This window comes from Burkholderia sp. WSM2230 (assembly GCF_000472445.1).
Classification (GTDB): Bacteria; Pseudomonadota; Gammaproteobacteria; order Burkholderiales; family Burkholderiaceae; genus Paraburkholderia.
Map to the genome: position 1 here is coordinate 1 of NZ_AXAJ01000018.1, position 17,433 is coordinate 17,433.

Genomic DNA, 17,433 nt, shown 5'->3' on the forward strand with positions numbered 1-17,433 from the left:
GGGGTTTTGGGGCGTGGGGTTTTGGGGCGTGGGGTTTTGGGGCGTGGGAGGGTTGGAGCGCGAGGTTTCCGGGGGCCGAGGCTTTGACTACGTCAAACCACTGCTCAGGGCTACGGGCCGAAGTCTTGGCTGCGTCGTGTCACTGGTCAGCAGCGTTGGGCCGAAGTCTTGGCTAGGCCGGACGTCTGGTCAGCATCCGGGACATGAGTTTTACGACAGCAGTTGCCGGTCCACATGGGGAATGGCCAACGCCTGGCCCGATTCCACGCAAGGTGCCCCCGTCAATTTCGATCCGCAACAGGGCGCGGCCCGCACCAGCAAAGTGCGGATTGCGCGTGCACACGTCGCGTTGACGCTCACTCTTAAGCGACTCAAGCGTCAACCGCACGCGCAGTGAGCATAGCCGCATGCGCATAAATCTTGCTCCGCTATCCTGTAAACTGACGTATCGCGCATTGAGGTTGCGCAACTAGCACGCAGTCTCGCCGCCACCCCACACGACTGACATGATGAGCATGATCGAACTCGATCCTCCCGGCTTTCAGCCTCCCCGCCCGATGGCCGGCGACGAGGGCTCCCGGCGCACCGTTCTCTACGGCGGCTACACCGTCTTCAGCGTATTCCAGCCAGTGTTCTCGGTGTCGCACCGGCGCGCGATTGGCTATCACGCCTCGCTGCGCGCGCACGACGAACATGCCCTGCAAGTTCCCTCGCACGAGGTCTTCACGCAGGCAGCGCGCCGCGGCGACCTGTTGGAACTCGGCCGGCTGGCGGAGTCGCTCCACCTTGGCAACTTCAACGCGTTCGACAGTCACGACGAATGGCTGTTTCTTAGCCTTCATCCGGCCGCGCTGATGGACACCAGCTACGGCGACGCACTGCTGGCCGGGCTGAAGGCACTGGGCTTGCCTCCACAGCGCGTAGTGCTCGAAGTGTCTGAACAGGCGGGCGGTGAAACGACCCGTTTCGCAGAGATCATCGACGCGCTGCGCAAGTCGGGCTTCCTCATCGCGCTGGATGGCTTCGGCGCCAAGCACTCGAACATTGACCGCGTATGGAACCTGCGCCCGGATATCGTCACGCTCGACCGCTGCATCCTCGCACAGGCGAGCGAGCATTCGCACATCGAACGCGTTCTGCCCGGCCTGGTTTCGCTGTTGCATGAATCCGGCCAATTGGTCCTGATGGGCGGCCTGACTACCGAACGTGACGCCCTGATCGCACTGGAATGCAACGTCGACTTCGTGCAGGGCGCGTTTTTTGCCGGCCCGAGCGTTGAACCGGTTAAACCGCAAACCGCAGCCGGCCTGATGGACTCGCTTTCCGCGGCGTTGCGCGAGCGCGTGGCCGCGCGCGAACGCGCGCAGGCCACGCGGCTCGCACCGTACGTCACCGCGCTGGAAACAGCGGCAGCGCAACTTGTTGCCGGACAGTCTGCTGCCGAAGCGACTGCCCCGCTGCTCAAACTCGGCGAAACGGCACGCTGCTTCATTCTAGATGGTTCCGGACGGCAGATTGGCGACAACGTGTTGCCTCCTGGACGCGCCTCGCAGCGCGCCAAGCGCTTCCGTCCGCTGTTGCATTCGGAAGGCGCAAGCTGGGAGCGCCGCCCATATTTCATTCAGGCGATGCGGGCGCCGGGCCGAGTGCATCTCACCCCTCCTTATCTCTCGATAAATGAAGCGCACTTGTGCGTGACTGCCTCGATCGCCGCGCATACGCCGGGCGGCACCCAGGTGCTATGCGTAGACATCAACTGGGAAGTCGCGGCCCATCGCAATTGAATCCAGCGAGCGCTGCTGGATTCGCGCCAGCAGTTCGGTGACGGCGTTGCGGCCGAGCAGGCGGTTGGCGGCCTGCAACCGCGAAGCGCTCGTGACCCAGCGCAACGAAACGATTTTCGCGACGCCATGGGTATGGCCGTAGAGCGGTCCTTGATCGTGCGCTGTGCGGCTTGTTATGCCGCTTGTCGCGTCGCCTGTGATGCGCTTTGTCGTGCCGCTGGCCGGGCCCCTCATCGCGCCGCGTGTCGTCCCACTGGTCAGCCCTTCGTCCGAGCCTCCTGTGGAAACGTCGATCAAGGCGACGACCTCGCCTTCGATAAGCAGCGCAATAGACAGCATTCCGTCCACCGACACCAGTTCCGCCTGCCTCGCCTGACATGCGAGCGAGGTCACCTTTTCCATCCAATCGTGAAATGCCAGCTCTGATACGCTGGCCCCGGCTTCGGCGAGTGCCTTTGTCGGCGCACCATGCGCGTGTGTTCCCACATAGGCAGGCACAGTTCCGGATGAACACGCTACCGTGTCAAGCGGTCCGCGCACCGGCTCGTCGCTGACGACTTCTGGCGCATCGCTAAACAGTTCGAGCAAGCTGGACCTGTCTTGCGCCTGTAGCGCGTTGCGCAAACGCTCGACGATCTGCGCGTGCGCCTCAGGATCGCGCCGCTGCAGCGGTGCACCCGCGCGCTGCAAGCGCGCCCTCGCCCGATGGACGATCTGTCGGCAACTGGCTGGCGGTCGTTCCAGGATCTTGCCGATTTCCGCGTAGTCACAATCAAACGCTTCGTGCAGCACGAACGCCGCGCGCTCGTCGGGCTTGAGACGATCAAGCAACAGCATCACGCCATAGGACATTTCAGCAGCACGCAAGGCAAGTTCTTCAGCTGATGGCGCGAATTCGTCGAGCCACGGCTCCGGCAGCCAGCCGGTGGCCTGAGACTCGCGCTCGCGCTGCACATTTCTCAGACGGTCGATCGCCGTGCGCGTGGTCAGCGTGGTGAGCCAGGCGGCCGGCGTCTGCACATCATGCGTATCGGCAAGGTGCCACTTCAGCCAGACGTCCTGCACGATGTCCTCCGCCTCCGCGCGGCTGCCGAGCATGCGATAGGCCAACGCGAGCAGACGGGCGCGCACCGCCCCGAAGCTGGATGCCTTGTCGATTTCATGTTCTTTCATGCGTGGACCTCCAGATCGTGCGTGGTGAAAAGCGCGTGCGCCGCCTACGGGATTCTTCGACGGCGCGCCGCAAAGGCATCCATTGCAGCTTGACGGTTGGGCGGGCCGCCGCGTGACAGGCGCGCGAAAAAAATTCGTGTCACGCTGCCGACAGCCGGAGCGTCATACGGACAGCAGCCCACTTCAACGAGGCAAACATGCAATCCAGCTACCCCCCGGTTACAGGCCTCGGCCTCGTGCCAACCGTAATCGAGCAGTCCGGCCGCGGCGAACGCGCCTACGACATTTATTCGCGCTTGCTGCGCGAGCGCATCGTATTTCTGGTCGGGCCGGTGAACGAGCAATCGGCCAGTCTCATTGTGGCGCAATTACTGTTTCTGGAGTCGGAGAACCCGGACAAGGACATTTCGTTTTATATCAATTCGCCGGGCGGCTCCGTGTACGACGGGCTCGCCATTTACGACACCATGCAGTTCATCAAGCCGGAGGTATCCACCTTATGCACCGGCTTTGCTGCGAGCATGGGCACGTTCCTGCTATGCGCCGGCCAACCGGGCAAGCGGTATGCATTGCCCAATGCACGCATCATGATTCACCAGCCTTCGGGCGGCGGCCAGGGCACGGCAGCCGACATCGACATTCAGGCAAAGGAAGTGCTCTACTTGCGCGAACGCCTCAACACGATGATGGCCGAACGGACAGGGCGCAGCATGGAAGAAATCGCGCGCGACACCGACCGAGACAATTTCATGTCCGCAGTCGCGGCAAAAACATACGGCCTCGTGGACGAGGTACTGGAAACGCGTACGGCATTAAGCTCATCTTCGGTCGCCTCAGGCAGGCACCATGACGTGTAGCGCGGCAAGGTTCGCTGCGTTGCCGGGGCAAAAGCTGATCCGGTTGGCTGGAATCGCTATCATGGTCGCGATTCGTCGATTCCGACGAGCGCTTCAATGGAGATTCATATGGCGTCATCCAACGAAACCGTCAGCATGGCGCTATTTTGCGACTTCGAGAATGTCGCGCTGGGCGTGCGTGACGCGAAGTACGACAAGTTCGATATCAAGCTGGTGCTCGAGCGTCTGTTGCTCAAGGGCAGCATTGTCGTCAAGAAAGCGTACTGCGACTGGGACCGCTATAAAAGTTTCAAGGGTGCCATGCATGAGGCCAACTTCGAATTGATCGAGATTCCGCATGTGCGTCAATCGGGCAAGAATTCGGCGGACATCCGGCTTGTCGTGGACGCGCTCGACCTTTGCTACACGAAGTCGCACGTCAATACGTTTGTGATCATCAGCGGCGATTCCGACTTTTCGCCCCTTGTATCCAAATTGCGCGAAAACGCGAAGCAGGTGATCGGCGTCGGCGTCCAGCAGTCCACGTCCGACCTGCTGATCGCGAACTGCGACGAGTTCTTTTTTTACGACGACCTCGTGCGCGAGAGTCAGCGCGCCGTCGCGAAAAGGGAATCGTCACGCCAGAAGAACGCTCAGCCGACAGCCAAAGCATCGCAAGACGAAGAGAAAAGCCGCAACAAGGAAGACCTCGAAAAGCGCCGCACGAAGGCCATCGAGATCGCGGTGCAGACATTCGACGCGCTTGCTTCCGAACGCGGCGACAGCGGAAAGATCTGGGCCTCGGTATTGAAGAATGCGATCAAGCGGCGCAAGCCTGATTTCAACGAAACATATTATGGCTTTCGCGCGTTTGGCAATCTGCTCGAAGAGGCACACGCCCGCGGACTGCTGGAATTCGGCCGCGACGAAAAGTCAGGGGCGTACGTGTATCGTAGTACCGCCTCGAACGTGGTCGGAGAGAATGTGGGCGAATCGGGGGCCGAGCAAACAGGAGAACCTGCGGGCGCGCCTGTCGATATTGCGGAGGAAGCAGGACAGCTTGACGCATTGCATACCGCCGGAATGGTGCACACGGAGACAGGCAGCAAACAGGACTCTCGGCGTCGGGGACGCGGCGATCCCAAGCGAGGCGCGAGTCAGCAAGCCGCCCGCGGCGGCGCGCCTGAAGCAGCCCGTGACGCAGCGCGTGAAGGAACCCACGAAGCCGCGCGTGAAGTAGCACATCAAACGGCCCAAGAGGCCGCGAGCGAACAGCCCGGAGCGATGCATGCGCACGCGCCGACACCCGAGGTCACCTCATCCGCGTTGCCGCAACCGCCTACGGCAGAGCCTGGGCATGTAGCCGGCCCCGCTGACCTGGCCGAAATCAGCGACTCCCCGCGCGCCGACGCAACGGAACCAAAGCGTCGCAAGCAGCGGGAACCACGTCAGGCAGCCGCGAAGAAGAGCCGAAAGTCGGCAGCATCAAGTGCAGATGACACTGCGCAGGCCACACCGTCCGGAACGCAACCTCCAACGACCATGGAGGAAAAGCCCGCAGCACGAAAAAATGCCGCGCGTAAGACAGCGTCCACGCGCAATCGCCAGCCGCGCAAGACAAAGGGAGACAACGACACTGAATAGACCATGCGTGGGAGCGGGCTCGGCGGCAAACCCGACGGCACGCCGCCTGCCCGCCGATCTCAGGGGTGAAGTCCCGCATCCGCGGTCGTCGCTGAGCGTTTCGCCGCTGCGGTTCGGCGTCACGTGCCGCAACCGCGCGAAGCTCGCGGCGTCGTAGGCATAGACACTATTGTGCTCACTGGCGACGTAGACCACGTCGTGCGGCGTGCCGTCAATCGGCAACGCTGTCACGAAAAGGCAACGCTGCCACGAAAAGCGGTTGTGCATCCACTTTGCCGTCCGCCGCAAGAAACGCGACTTTGCCGAAGCTCGAGGGTTGACATTGATTGGGCGTGAGCGTCGTCCCGCCCAACATCTGGCCCGTGCGCGCGAAATCGTTGTGATGCATCAGCACGTCCGTGGCATAGGCAGACGGGGCCGGCGTCGTGCCCCCCAACCCGCTTCCCGCGCTGGACCCGCCGCTGTCGGCGCTCGCGCCTGCGCCACCAGCGCCCGCCCCTGCGCCCAACGATGTGGACGACGCTTCCTGTGGACCGCCCGAACCGCCGCCGCAGAAGCGAAAGCCCACGCAGCAGCAAGCAACGCTGCCAAGGTGCACGCACGGACGCACGCCCCGGCCCATGCCCTATCACCGCCACCTTGCGAGATGCGCATGTTCGCCTCGTCTTTCGAACGATGCGACGGTCAGCTCCGCAAAGACGAAGGCTGCGCGTGGTCGGATCACGTCGCGTGCCGCGGACAGGCGCGCCACGCGCGTCTCTCAATGGCTAATCACATTCATCGTCCTCGCGGCAATTGACCGAACGCCGTTTGCGCATTTGAATGTCGCCATGGTCTCGCCAGTCTCGGCCAAGCCGACGTGCGCCCGACCGCGCGGCGCTAGGCGAACGCGAGGCGCTCTGACATGACCTATCGTCATGTCAGAGCATGAGCGGCTCAGTAGTACGGGTAAGGCGCGTAAATAACCGGCGGCGGGCCGTAATAGCGCGGCCGCGGCGCAACATAGACGGGCGGCGGCGCATAGACCGGTTGCGGCACATAAACCGGCGCCTGCGGCTGCGCGATCGTATTGCCCTTCGAAGTCATGCACTGCGCGTATGCCGCGTCATATCGTGCCTGCAGGCCGTTCGCCGAGTACTGCGCGCCGTTCGCGCCAGCCGCGCCGCCAACAAGCAAACCGCTGCCGGCGCCGATTGCGGCGCCCGCTCCGGCATTGCCGGCCGCCGCCCCGAGGAGCGCGCCGACGGCCGCCCCGCCCAACGTGCCCACCGCTGCACTGTTGACGCTGTTCGTGGTTGCGCTCTGCGAAGCACCGGCTGGATCGGACGAACGGAACGCATAGTCGCGGCAAGCGTAATCGTCTTGCTGGAATTGACTGAGTGGCTCGCCGCTGCGCGGCATGGCCACCACCGAAGGACCGCTCGGCGGCACCACGGCACAGCCGCCCAGCAGCGCGAGCGCCAGCGCGCCGAGAGGCAGCGCGACGCGTACCGGTTTGAGACTCGAAATCATGATGGCGCGAATAGCAGAAGATGAGAAAACATACGTTATGCCAATCCGCGCACGACATGTTTACCGCATGGTTACCGTATGTTTTGCATCAACACGCAAACCCGCGCCGACCGCCCGAGCCTTGCGGGTGGCCAGCTAGCGCGGTTACGAACGGTGACAAAAATTATTCAAGCCTGCGAACCCCGTGCGAGCCCGGGGCAGCGCTGGAGACAGGGAAGCCCTCACGCGACATTGCTCCCAAGAGAGGGGCCATGTTCAACTACAAACGTTAGTCCCCTTGCAGTGGCTCTTCCTTGTACTCGGGTAATTCCAACGTCGGTTACGCGCACCTTCAGTATGGCCATGCACCCGAGCATCGCACCTACGTCGCTGCTGAGGTCAAAGCACATCGGTTATCAACGGTGCGATGGCGCATCGCCTACGACATCGCTCCGCCCCGCCCGCACCCCACAAAACAGAAAGCCCTCACACAGGAGGGCTTTCATTTCCACCACGGTTTCCGAACCACATTGCAGCGCCTGGTTTGGATTTCCGGGTCAGTTACACCAGCAAATCACGCAAAATTCTTCGACGCGAATTCCCAGTTGACGATGTTCCAGTAAGCCTCGACAAACTTCGGACGTGCATTGCGATAGTCGATGTAATACGCGTGCTCCCACACGTCGATGGTCAGCAGCGCTTTCGCGTCCGTGGTGAGCGGCGTCGCAGCGTTGCTCGTGGACACGAGGTCGAGCGAACCGTCTGCCTTCTTCACGAGCCATGCCCAGCCCGAGCCGAACGTGCCGATGGCGGTCTTCGCGAACTCTTCCTTGAACTTGTCGAACGAGCCCCACTTGGCGTTGATCGCGTCGGCCAGCGCGCCGGTCGGTGCGCCGCCACCTTGCGGCGACAGACTGTTCCAGAAGAACGTGTGGTTCCACACCTGAGCTGCGTTATTGAACACGCCGCCCGACGACTTCTTCACGATTTCTTCGAGCGACAGGTTCTCGAATTCCGTGCCCTTGATCAGATTGTTCAGGTTAGTCACATAGGTCTGGTGATGCTTGCCGTAGTGAAACTCGAGCGTCTCTTCCGACATGTGCGGAGCGAGTGCGTTTTTCGCGAACGGCAGCGGCGGGAGCGTATGTTCCATGGTGCTTTCCTTCAGTCTGTATCTGTTGTGGGGAGTCTGCGGATAACGCTTCAGAGCACTCGATTGTAGGCGACTTGGAATAACCCCGCAAACCAGCGGACTTTATGTCCGGCATCGGCGAACGGTCCGTAATAACCGCGTAATTACTGCTTGCGTCCGACAGTTGCGCGCGGCCTCACACAGTCAAAAGTACGCACGCGCGGCTGTGCGCAATCTCATTCATGCGATGTCACAAACCGTCGGCAAGACGCGGCTGCACGTCGGACAAAGCGACGTCGGCGGCGCCTTCCGCGAGGTGCATGGTCAGGCGGCGTCCCGGTTTCAGCGACGAGGGCGAGCGCATCGCGCGACCGGTCTGCGCATCGAGCACGGCAGCATAGCCGCGCTCGAGTGTGCGCTTCGGACTCAGCACTTCGAGCCGCGCCGACAGCGTGGCAATGCGCGCAACCTGACGTTCGTGCTGGCGCAACAAGGCGGCATCGAGCCGTTGCGCGAGACCGCCAAGCCTCGCCTGATGCGCGGCGAGATCGGGACGCCAGCGCTGCCAGCGCATCTGCAGCAGCGAAAAACGCGCTCGGGCGTCGCGCACCGGCCGTGCGCCCGCCGACGCAAGCCGCGCGCTCAATTGCTGCAAATGCGTGCGTTGCCGCGCGAGACGCTCGGCGGGCGACACAAGCCGGCGCGCGAGCCAGTCCAGTTGCTGCGCGCGCCGCTCCATCATCCGGCCGAAGCCGCGCGCGAGCGCGGCGTGCCGATGATCGAGCTCGCGCAGCAGCAGCACGCGCTGCGGGCTCACCAGTTCGGCCGCGCCGGTGGGCGTGGGAGCGCGCACGTCGGCGGCAAAATCGGCAATCGTGAAATCGGTTTCGTGGCCGACGCCGCTCACGACCGGAATCGCGCTCTCTGCAATGGCGCGCGCGAGCACTTCTTCATTGAAGGCCCAAAGGTCTTCAATCGAGCCGCCGCCACGGCATACGATCAACACGTCGACCTCGCGCCGCGCGCTGGCCGCCTCGACCATCGCCGCCAGCTTCGCGCTCGCGCCCGCGCCTTGCACCGGCGCGGGATAGACGATCACGGCAATGTGCGGCGCGCGGCGCGACAGCGTCGTCAGCACATCCCGCAGCGCCGCTGCCTGCAACGACGTGACGATACCAATCGCGCGCGGATGCGACGGCAACGCGCGCTTGCGTTCAGCAGCAAAGAGGCCCTCGGCTTCGAGCTGCGCCTTCAGCCGCAAAAACGCTTCGTAAAGACGACCTTGGCCGGTCCGCCGCACGGCCTCGACGTTCAGTTGCAGTTCGCCGCGCGGCTCGTACATCGTCACGAGCGCCCGCACTTCGATACGGTCGCCTTCTTTCGGCGTGAACTCGGCGTACTGCGCGCGGCCGCGGAACATCACGCAACGCATTTGCGCCTGCGCGTCCTTGATCGAGAAGTACCAGTGACCGCTCGCGGCACGCGTGAAGTTCGAGACTTCGCCCGCCACCCACACAAGCGGAAACGAGCGTTCGAGCATGCTGCCGATCGCGCGGTTCAGAGCGGAAACGGGAACGACGACTTCGCCGCCGGGCATCGTCGACGAGGTAAAGGGACTGTCGGGATTCATGCGAGAACTGGTTATGGCTGGCCGGACAGACGATAGACCGACCGGCCATCCGCGTCCAGCGCGACGCGCAAATTGTTAAAAGTGTCCACATGGCGGGACTGGCAAGACAGATTCCGCCACACGCCTGCCTCAACTACGTAAAACATAAGCATCCCCTTGATTTATATGAAATTTAGCGGGAAGCCGCTGAACTCACCGCCGAGGCGATGCGCCTGCAACGGCCTTGGCGGCGGTGCGGCAGGCCGGTTCTCCACAAAGTTATCCACAGGCCGCCGAAGGACCAGGCAGCGACACACGGGCATAGGACGCAGCGTCCGCGACTTGCGGCCACCGACGCGTGCGCGCTAGAGTGGCGGGTTCGACAGCAAGGGAATAGCCGCATCGGGGGCCGCACAATGCCCGCAGCAATCCCCACAGCTGGGCGCTGGCGCGAACAACACTGCCCGCCCCGCCGCCCTTTCCCTTGTCTTCATTTTTCGACCGTCCGGAGAATCGCGCTGATGCCTGTCCCGCGTATTACCCCTGGCGCCTTCATGCCGCTGCCCCCGCGCCGAACCGCGAGCAGTGCGCCGCGCACCCGCCCGGCTTGCCGATGAGCGGAATCTTCGATCGTCTGGAAACGCGCGTAGCGCGCGAGTGGCAGCAGCGTGGACCGCTCGCCTGGTGCCTGACGCCGCTCGCCTGTGTATTCGGCGCTATCGCCGCTTTGCGCCGCGCCGCCTTTTCGCTCGGCTGGCTGAAGTCGGTGCGCGTGGGCGTGCCTGTCGTAGTGGTGGGCAATGTGACCGTCGGCGGCACGGGCAAGACGCCGACCGTGATTGCGCTCGTCGAAGCGCTGCGCGGCGCGGGCTTCAGCCCCGGCGTCGTGTCGCGCGGCTATGGCGCACGCGTGAAAACGCCGACGCCGGTCACACCGGCGTCGGCGGCCCACGTCGGCGGCGACGAACCGCTGCTGATCTCGCGCCGCACCGGTGCGCCGGTGTGGGTGTGCCCGGACCGCGTGGCGGCTGCCGAGGCGCTGTGCGCGGCGCACGAGGACGTCGACGTGATCGTCAGCGACGACGGCCTGCAGCATTACCGGCTCGCGCGCGACGCGGAGCTGGTGGTGTTCGATCACCGGCTGGGCGGCAACGGTTTCCTGCTGCCGGCCGGTCCGTTGCGCGAGCCGCTCTCGCGCCGCCGCGACGCCACGCTGATCAACGACCCATACGCTAAAAGGCTGCCTGCGTGGCCGAACACGTTCGCACTGCAACTCGCACCGGCCGACGCGTGGCACCTCGAAAACCCCGCGTTGCGCCGGCCGCTCGCGCAGTTCCGCGGCGAGCGCGTGCTGGCGGCCGCCGGCATCGGCGCGCCAGAGCGGTTTTTCGCCACGCTGCGCGCCGCCGGCCTGACGCCCGAGACGCGCGCGCTGCCCGATCACTATGCGTTCGAGCGCAATCCTTTTGCGGACGCCGACGCTGACGCGATCCTGATCACAGAAAAGGATGCGGTAAAATTAGGGTCCTGGCGCGACGCGCGCATCTGGGTTGTTCCCGTCGAAGCCGCGCTCGATCATCGCCTCATTGCATTAGTTGTGGAGAAAGTCCGTGGACGCTCGCCTGCTTGAAATTCTCGTCTGCCCGATCTGCAAGGGCCCGCTCAGCTACGATCGTTCCGCGCAGGAGCTCATCTGCAACGCCGACAAGCTCGCGTACCCGATCCGCGACGGCATCCCCGTCATGCTGGTCGACGAGGCGCGGCAGACTGTCGAAGGCACGCCCGTCGATCTGAATCCGGGCTCCGTGGCCTGAAGCGCGGTGCGCGCACGGGCGTAGATCCCGTGCGTCACACGGACGGCGGAGTTAGCGGCGTCCCGTTAGTGTTGTAAGCGGGGCCGCGCGGCAGGCTGGCTTTTAGCTGCCGGTAGCCTTGCCGGCGAGAGTTGACGGCGAGGTTGACGGCCAGATTCGCACCCTCGCTGCCCGGCCACCGTTGGCCGCCGTTGCAGATTCCAATGCGGGCTCACGCGCTGCCGCCGTCCTCTAGCGCGCGCCGTCTTACCCGGCACCAACAACTTCACCCTTCTACTCATCTCTGCGATGAACCACACCGACACCGCCACGCCTCCATTCATTGCCGTCGTGCCGGCGCGCCTCGCGTCGACGCGCCTGCCCAACAAGCCGCTCGCCGATATCGGCGGCAAGCCGATGGTGGTGCGGGTCGCCGAGCGCGCACGCGAGTCGGGCGCACAGCAGGTGTTGATCGCGTCAGATGCGCAGTCGGTGCTCGACGCCGCCCGCGAGCATGGTTTCCAAGCGGTGCTGACGCGCGCCGATCATCCGTCGGGCACGGACCGTCTCGCGGAAGTCGCGTCGCAATTCGGCTGGAGCGACGAAACGATCGTGGTCAACGTGCAAGGCGATGAGCCGCTGATCGATCCGTCTCTCGTGCGTGGCGTCGCGTCCCACCTTGCGGCGGCGAGCAATTGCGCGATCGCCACCGCCGCGCATCCCATCGCGGATGCCGCGGAGATCTTCAACCCTAACGTGGTCAAGGTCGTGCTCGATGCGCGCGGCGTCGCGCTCTACTTCTCGCGCGCGCCGATTCCCTGGGCGCGCGACGCCTACCAGCCCCACTGGCCCGACGTCGCGTCGATGCCGGTGCCGCCCGCGCCGGCCGTGGTTCATCGGCATATCGGCTTGTATGCGTATCGGGCCAGGTTCCTGCGCAGCTATCCCGATCTTGCGATCTCGCCGATCGAGCAGGTCGAAGCACTCGAGCAATTACGCGCGATGTGGCATGGCGAACGGATCGCGGTTCTCGTCACGCGCGACATGCCGCTTCCGGGCGTGGACACCCCCGCGGATCTCGCACGCGTGCGGGCTTTATTCGGGTCTTGAGCGCAAAAACCCATGGCATAATCGGACGCTTGCGCGCGCCTCCTGTTATCAGCGAGAACCAGGGTTTGCCCGGTCGTGCCGCACGTGTTTCTGCAGCGCCGTCGTCGACGTGCAGCGCGAAACGCAAGCGGCAGTCAACGCGGGTCCCTCGCCCCTCGTGGGATGGCTGCAGTGCCACCAAGAATTCACATAGATCTGGAGATACACATGCGTTTGATTCTTTTGGGTGCACCGGGCGCGGGTAAGGGCACTCAGGCAAACTTCATCAAGGAAAAGTTCGGGATTCCGCAAATTTCAACCGGCGACATGCTGCGTGCGGCCGTCAAGGCAGGTACGCCGCTCGGCCTCGAAGCCAAGCGTTTCATGGACGCGGGCGAGCTCGTCACCGACGAGCTGATCATCAACCTCGTGAAAGAGCGTCTGCAACAGCCCGACTGCGCAAACGGCTATCTGTTCGACGGCTTTCCGCGCACCATTCCGCAAGCCGAGGCGATGAAGCAGGCCGGCGTCGCGATCGACTACGTGCTGGAAATCGACGTGCCGTTCGACGAGATCATCGTGCGTATGAGCGGCCGCCGCTCGCACGCCGCATCGGGCCGCACCTACCACGTGAAGTTCAACCCGCCGAAGGTCGAGGGTCTGGACGACGTGACCGGCGAGCCGCTGATCCAGCGCGAGGACGACAAGGAAGAAACGGTCAAGAAGCGTTTGCAAGTGTATGAAGCGCAAACCAAGCCGTTGGTCGAGTACTACAACAACTGGGCGAAGAACGGCGACCAAACCACCCCGCTGAAGGCGCCGCAATACCGCCGCATCTCGGGTCTCGGCACGGTCGAGGAAATCCGCGACCGCGTGTTCGAGGCGCTGAAGTAATCCATGAGGTAGTACCCGATGCCGCAGCCTTCGCTGCAGTCAGACACAGTGAAAGAAACCCGCCCTCTTCCCGGCGGGTTTTTTTATCGCATTCGGTACGGTCGTTTTAATTTGCTCTAGCGCGATGACGATGTGGGATCATCCAGGATCGACAAGCTATTCGATCTGGACGTTACTTACCGTATCAACGAAAGGAGCAGAGATGGAGATTCGTGACAACGCATTCCTGATCACGGGCGGCGCCTCGGGCCTCGGAGCCGCCACCGCGCGTCTTCTCGCGGAGAACGGCGGCAAGGTGGTGCTCGCCGATCTGAACCAGGACGCGGGCGAGGCGCTTGCCAAAGAACTCGGCGGCGTGTTCGTCAAGTGCGACGTGAGCCGCGAAGACGACGCGACGCGCGCCGTCGAAGCCGCAACGAAGCTGGGCACGCTGCGCGGTCTCGTCAATTGCGCAGGTGTGGCGCCCGCCGCCAAGACGGTTGGCAAGGACGGCCCGCATCCGCTCGACACGTTCGCGCGCACTATCTCAATCAACCTGATCGGCACGTTCAACATGATTCGCCTCGCGGCCGCCGCGATGTCGAAGAACGAGCCCAATGCAAATGACGAGCGCGGCGTGATCATCAACACGGCTTCGGTGGCGGCGTATGACGGCCAGATTGGTCAGGCAGCGTACGCGGCGTCCAAAGGCGGCGTGGTCGGCATGACGCTGCCTGTCGCACGCGACCTGTCGCGCAACGCGATCCGCGTGATGACGATTGCGCCCGGCATCTTCGAAACGCCGATGCTGCTCGGCATGCCGCAAGAGGTGCAGGACGCGCTCGGCGCCATGGTGCCGTTCCCGCCGCGTCTCGGCAAACCGGCCGAATACGCGATGCTCGCGAAGCAGATTTTCGACAACCCAATGCTCAATGGCGAGGTGATCCGCCTCGACGGCGCGATCCGCATGCAGCCGAAGTAGCAACGTAGGCGCTGGACGCCGTTTTCCGGCGGCGCAGCCCGTCACCGCCGCGTGAACAAAAAACGCCTGCACATGAAACATGTGCAGGCGTTCTGTTTTGAGGCGCCCGAAAGCCGCGAGCGCTGAATTGCTAGTCGCCGTCGTTATGCTGCGTGCGCTGGCGCAACTCGTGCAACTGCGACTCCACGACCGTTGCGTCTTCCGCGTCCGGGCATTCGCCGAGATAACGCTCCAGGTCTTCTAGCGCCGGGCGCAGATAATCCAGACGCGCGTAAGCGAAACCGCGGTCGCGAATCTCTTCGATGCTGTCGGGCAGCAGAATCACAAGGCGCTGCTGCACGGCAAGCAGACGCTGCCAGCGCTCAGTCTGCAGATACGTGGACTTCAGATTGCGCAACATACGCGCAATGATTTCGCGTCGCGTGGCCGGCTGCAGCAGCATGCGCAACGCCCTGCTCACCGACTCGCCAGCCGACGCCACATACGGCTCCAGCATGTCGACCATTTCCGACTCCGACAGCGAATGTCCGCTGGTGGGGTCGAGCATCACGTCGCCATCCGGCGTGGTGACCCGCAACAGGAAATGGCCCGGAAACGACACGCCGCGCGCTGGAATGCCAATCTGCTCAGCCATCTCCAGATACAGCACGGCGAGCGAAATCGGGATGCCGCGGCGGCGCTTGAGCACCGCGTTCAGATGGCTGTTGTCGGGGTCGTAATAGTCGTTCAGATTGCTCGCGAAGCCCAATTCGCGGAAAAAGAACCGGTTCAGAATGCCGACCTTCTGGCGAATGTCGGCGTCGTCCGGCATGCGGCGCTGCAGGCGCACGACGAGTTCGTCGATCTCCGCCAGCGTGCCTTGCAGGTCGAGGTCGGGGTATGCGTCCTGCGCGAGCGAGAGCGCCGCCTCGGTCAGCGGCAAACTCTCGTCTTCGGCGACGAGCGTGCTGAAATAGTCGAGAACCCGCGTCATCGTCATCACTTCACTCGCCTTTTGAAATACGCGTACTTGAAGCCCATGAGCCAAAGCATACCGAAATATAGCGCGGCGAACAGTACGAGGCAGGCAGCCAGCAGCGCGATGCGGTCGATCGGCCGGTCATGCATGCCGATCCAGTCGAAGCTCTGCGACAGCCAGTGCATGGCGCCCGCGAGCACAAGACACGCGCCGAGCAGCTGCACGAAGAATTTGAGCCAGCCGCCCGACGGCGTGTAGATGCCGCGCTTGCGCAGTCCGAGGAACAGCAGCAGCGCATTGCCGCAAGCGCCGAGCCCGACGCTCAGCGTAAGCCCCGCATGCGCGAAGATCGGCACGAACACATAGTTGCTCAACTGCGTGAGAACCAGCACGCCGATGCCGATTTTCACGGGCGTCTTGATGTCCTGCTTCGCATAAAAGCCTGGCGCGAGAATCTTGATCAGAATCAGGCCGATCAGGCCGACGCCGTAGGCGGCAAGCGCGCGCGCAACCATGACGACCGCGTTGCCGTCGAACTTGCCGTAGTGGAACAACGTGGCCGTCAGCGGCTCTGCGAAAAAGAACAGCGCGACGGCGCTCGGCGCGGCCAGCAGAAACGTGACGCGCAAGCCCCAGTCGAGCAGCGACGAATATTCGTGCGGATCGGCGTCGACGTGCGCCTTCGAAAGGCTCGGCAACAGGATCGTGCCGAGCGCGACGCCGAGCAGCGCGGTCGGAAATTCCATCAGCCGGTCGGCGTAGTTGATCCACGACACGGCGCCCGGCCCAATGCGCGACGCGATATTCGTGTTGATGATGAGGCTGATCTGCGCGACGGAGACGGCGAACATTGCCGGCACCATCTTCCAGAGCACACGCTTCACGCCGCGATGCGCGAGCGCGCGCAGCGGATTCATACCGATGCGCGGCACCATGTCGATCTTCTTGAGACCGGGCAGCTGCACCACGAACTGCAACAGGCCGCCGGCGATCACCGCCCACGCGAGCGCATAGACCGGCGTGTGCATGCGCGGCGCCACGAACACAGCCGCGACAATGAATGCCACATTCAGCAGGACCGGCGCGAAGGCGGGCAACGAGAAGTTCTTGTACGTGTTCAGCACGCCCGACGCCAGCGACGTCAGCGAAATGAAGATGATGTACGGGAACATGATGCGGGTCATGGCGACCGCGAGCGCGTAGGCCTGGCCCTCATGAGCGAGGCCGGAGGCCACTACGAACACCACGCCCGACGCGCCCAGCACGCCGAGGATCGAGAGTACCGCGAGCGCCCACGCGAGCACCGTCGAGGTCGCGTCGACCAGCGCCTTGGTGGCGTCGTGCCCCTGCTGGTTCTTGAATTCAGCGAGAATTGGCACGAAGGCCTGCGAAAACGCGCCTTCGGCGGAAATGCGGCGCAACAGGTTGGGAATGCGGAACGCGACGTAGAAAGCGTCAGTGTATTGACTGGCGCCGAACGCGCGGGCGATCAGCGTTTCGCGGGCCAGTCCGGTCACGCGTGACAACAGCGTGAAGCCGCTGACCGTCAGCAGGGCTCGGAATAGATTCATGGGGCGCTTATTATACGGGTGCCGCAAATGCGGACGACGAGCCAGGAAGCGATTCGGACCGGTTTAGTCGGCAGACGTTCGGCGCGGGCGGCGATTTCCGCTACTTTTATTGCGCGCGGCTCGCGCGGCCGGGGAGGGTTTAGCGAGGCGCGCAGCGCCCGCGCCGGCGAAATCGCGGAGCGCCGGCTTTGCCGCGGGTGCCAGCGCGGCAGCGCATTTCCGTTGCCACGTCCCTGATTTTGTTGCTATAATCGCCGGTTTCGAAGCTCGCTCAGTTCACGGACGGCTTCCGGACGAGGCCGAGGTTGGCACGAAGTTGCCCGCCACGTCCTTGGGATACGCCGGAACATGGCGCCGCAAACACCGGCCCGCCTTCGCGTAGTTCGATCGTTTTTCGACACTTTTGCGCTCTTGGGCAATCGCTTCCAAGAGTTCGGATCTAAAAGCAGCGCCTCACCACTTGAAGGTCAGGTACTGGAAACAGGAACAGGATAAGGA

The 17,433-nt window shown here is 63.6% G+C and carries 15 protein-coding genes; 8 read left to right on the plus strand and 7 right to left on the minus strand.

The window, feature by feature from the left end; translation table 11 throughout:
* Positions 1-509 precede the first annotated feature (509 nt).
* A complete protein-coding gene (locus tag A3AC_RS0125485; RefSeq protein ID WP_025602274.1) occupies positions 510-1,784 on the plus strand; it encodes an EAL domain-containing protein in 1,275 nt (424 codons plus the stop codon).
* Here A3AC_RS0125485 and A3AC_RS0125490 read toward each other — a convergent pair.
* On the minus strand, positions 1,740-2,957 hold the full coding sequence (locus tag A3AC_RS0125490) for a sigma-70 family RNA polymerase sigma factor (RefSeq protein ID WP_025602275.1): 1,218 nt from the start codon (positions 2,955-2,957) through the stop codon (positions 1,740-1,742). The two genes, A3AC_RS0125485 and A3AC_RS0125490, sit on opposite strands and share 45 nt — an antisense overlap.
* A gap of 197 nt (positions 2,958-3,154) precedes the next feature.
* Here A3AC_RS0125490 and clpP point away from each other — a divergent pair, with 197 nt between their 5' ends.
* Both clpP and A3AC_RS0125500 read left to right on the plus strand, forming a co-directional pair.
* Positions 3,155-3,814 carry an ATP-dependent Clp endopeptidase proteolytic subunit ClpP gene (gene clpP / locus A3AC_RS0125495; RefSeq protein WP_025602276.1) on the plus strand — a complete coding sequence of 220 codons (660 nt, stop codon included), beginning with the start codon at positions 3,155-3,157 and terminating at the stop codon, positions 3,812-3,814.
* Positions 3,815-3,922: 108 nt separating this feature from the next.
* Positions 3,923-5,437 (plus strand): NYN domain-containing protein, encoded by a 1,515-nt coding sequence (locus tag A3AC_RS0125500; protein WP_025602277.1) that lies wholly within the window; start codon positions 3,923-3,925, stop codon positions 5,435-5,437.
* Positions 5,438-5,648: 211 nt separating this feature from the next.
* Here A3AC_RS0125500 and A3AC_RS30810 read toward each other — a convergent pair whose 3' ends face one another.
* The 4 genes from A3AC_RS30810 to xseA form a co-directional block, all read right to left on the minus strand.
* Entirely contained in the window at positions 5,649-5,825 is a 177-nt protein-coding gene (locus A3AC_RS30810; RefSeq protein WP_198018036.1) for a hypothetical protein, read from the minus strand.
* Between the two features lie 548 nt (positions 5,826-6,373).
* Positions 6,374-6,949: a glycine zipper family protein gene (locus A3AC_RS0125515; RefSeq protein WP_025602279.1), complete on the minus strand. Its 576-nt coding sequence runs from the start codon at positions 6,947-6,949 to the stop codon at positions 6,374-6,376.
* 553 nt (positions 6,950-7,502) lie between these two features.
* Positions 7,503-8,081 (minus strand): superoxide dismutase [Fe], encoded by a 579-nt coding sequence (gene sodB / locus A3AC_RS0125520; protein WP_015003605.1) that lies wholly within the window; start codon positions 8,079-8,081, stop codon positions 7,503-7,505.
* A gap of 229 nt (positions 8,082-8,310) precedes the next feature.
* Positions 8,311-9,690 (minus strand): exodeoxyribonuclease VII large subunit, encoded by a 1,380-nt coding sequence (gene xseA, locus A3AC_RS0125525; RefSeq protein WP_025602280.1) that lies wholly within the window; start codon positions 9,688-9,690, stop codon positions 8,311-8,313.
* Between the two features lie 592 nt (positions 9,691-10,282).
* On the opposite strand from xseA, the gene lpxK reads away from it, so the two are divergent.
* The 5 genes from lpxK (at position 10,283) to A3AC_RS0125550 (ending at position 14,406) form a co-directional block, all read left to right on the plus strand.
* Positions 10,283-11,299 (plus strand): tetraacyldisaccharide 4'-kinase, encoded by a 1,017-nt coding sequence (lpxK, locus tag A3AC_RS0125530; protein ID WP_025602281.1) that lies wholly within the window; start codon positions 10,283-10,285, stop codon positions 11,297-11,299.
* On the plus strand, positions 11,280-11,483 hold the full coding sequence (locus A3AC_RS0125535) for a Trm112 family protein (RefSeq protein ID WP_006050060.1): 204 nt from the start codon (positions 11,280-11,282) through the stop codon (positions 11,481-11,483). The genes lpxK and A3AC_RS0125535 overlap by 20 nt, the downstream gene beginning before the upstream one ends.
* A 288-nt stretch (positions 11,484-11,771) precedes the next feature.
* The gene (kdsB, locus tag A3AC_RS0125540) at positions 11,772-12,572 is read left to right on the plus strand and encodes a 3-deoxy-manno-octulosonate cytidylyltransferase (RefSeq protein WP_025602282.1); all 801 of its coding nucleotides are present in this window, start codon (positions 11,772-11,774) and stop codon (positions 12,570-12,572) included.
* Positions 12,573-12,779: 207 nt separating this feature from the next.
* Positions 12,780-13,445: an adenylate kinase gene (gene adk, locus A3AC_RS0125545; RefSeq protein ID WP_025602283.1), complete on the plus strand. Its 666-nt coding sequence runs from the start codon at positions 12,780-12,782 to the stop codon at positions 13,443-13,445.
* A gap of 202 nt (positions 13,446-13,647) precedes the next feature.
* Positions 13,648-14,406 (plus strand): 3-hydroxyacyl-CoA dehydrogenase, encoded by a 759-nt coding sequence (locus A3AC_RS0125550; protein ID WP_025602284.1) that lies wholly within the window; start codon positions 13,648-13,650, stop codon positions 14,404-14,406.
* Between the two features lie 130 nt (positions 14,407-14,536).
* On the opposite strand, the gene A3AC_RS0125555 is transcribed toward A3AC_RS0125550, so the two are convergent.
* Entirely contained in the window at positions 14,537-15,379 is an 843-nt protein-coding gene (locus A3AC_RS0125555; protein ID WP_025602285.1) for a SirB1 family protein, read from the minus strand.
* 5 nt (positions 15,380-15,384) lie between these two features.
* On the minus strand, positions 15,385-16,935 hold the full coding sequence (murJ, locus tag A3AC_RS0125560; RefSeq protein WP_025602286.1) for a murein biosynthesis integral membrane protein MurJ: 1,551 nt from the start codon (positions 16,933-16,935) through the stop codon (positions 15,385-15,387).
* Positions 16,936-17,433 lie beyond the last annotated feature (498 nt).

Coding starts and splice junctions, on each gene's coding strand:
- A3AC_RS0125550 (WP_025602284.1), top strand. CDS start 13,648: ATGGAGATTCGTGACAACGCATTCCTGATCACGGGCGGCGCCTCGGGC.
- A3AC_RS0125515 (WP_025602279.1), bottom strand. CDS start 6,949: ATGATTTCGAGTCTCAAACCGGTACGCGTCGCGCTGCCTCTCGGCGCG.
- murJ (WP_025602286.1), bottom strand. CDS start 16,935: ATGAATCTATTCCGAGCCCTGCTGACGGTCAGCGGCTTCACGCTGTTG.
- kdsB (WP_025602282.1), top strand. CDS start 11,772: ATGAACCACACCGACACCGCCACGCCTCCATTCATTGCCGTCGTGCCG.
- sodB (WP_015003605.1), bottom strand. CDS start 8,081: ATGGAACATACGCTCCCGCCGCTGCCGTTCGCGAAAAACGCACTCGCT.
- A3AC_RS0125485 (WP_025602274.1), top strand. CDS start 510: ATGAGCATGATCGAACTCGATCCTCCCGGCTTTCAGCCTCCCCGCCCG.
- A3AC_RS30810 (WP_198018036.1), bottom strand. CDS start 5,825: ATGCATCACAACGATTTCGCGCGCACGGGCCAGATGTTGGGCGGGACG.
- A3AC_RS0125500 (WP_025602277.1), top strand. CDS start 3,923: ATGGCGTCATCCAACGAAACCGTCAGCATGGCGCTATTTTGCGACTTC.
- xseA (WP_025602280.1), bottom strand. CDS start 9,690: ATGAATCCCGACAGTCCCTTTACCTCGTCGACGATGCCCGGCGGCGAA.
- clpP (WP_025602276.1), top strand. CDS start 3,155: ATGCAATCCAGCTACCCCCCGGTTACAGGCCTCGGCCTCGTGCCAACC.
- A3AC_RS0125490 (WP_025602275.1), bottom strand. CDS start 2,957: ATGAAAGAACATGAAATCGACAAGGCATCCAGCTTCGGGGCGGTGCGC.
- lpxK (WP_025602281.1), top strand. CDS start 10,283: ATGAGCGGAATCTTCGATCGTCTGGAAACGCGCGTAGCGCGCGAGTGG.
- adk (WP_025602283.1), top strand. CDS start 12,780: ATGCGTTTGATTCTTTTGGGTGCACCGGGCGCGGGTAAGGGCACTCAG.
- A3AC_RS0125555 (WP_025602285.1), bottom strand. CDS start 15,379: ATGACGCGGGTTCTCGACTATTTCAGCACGCTCGTCGCCGAAGACGAG.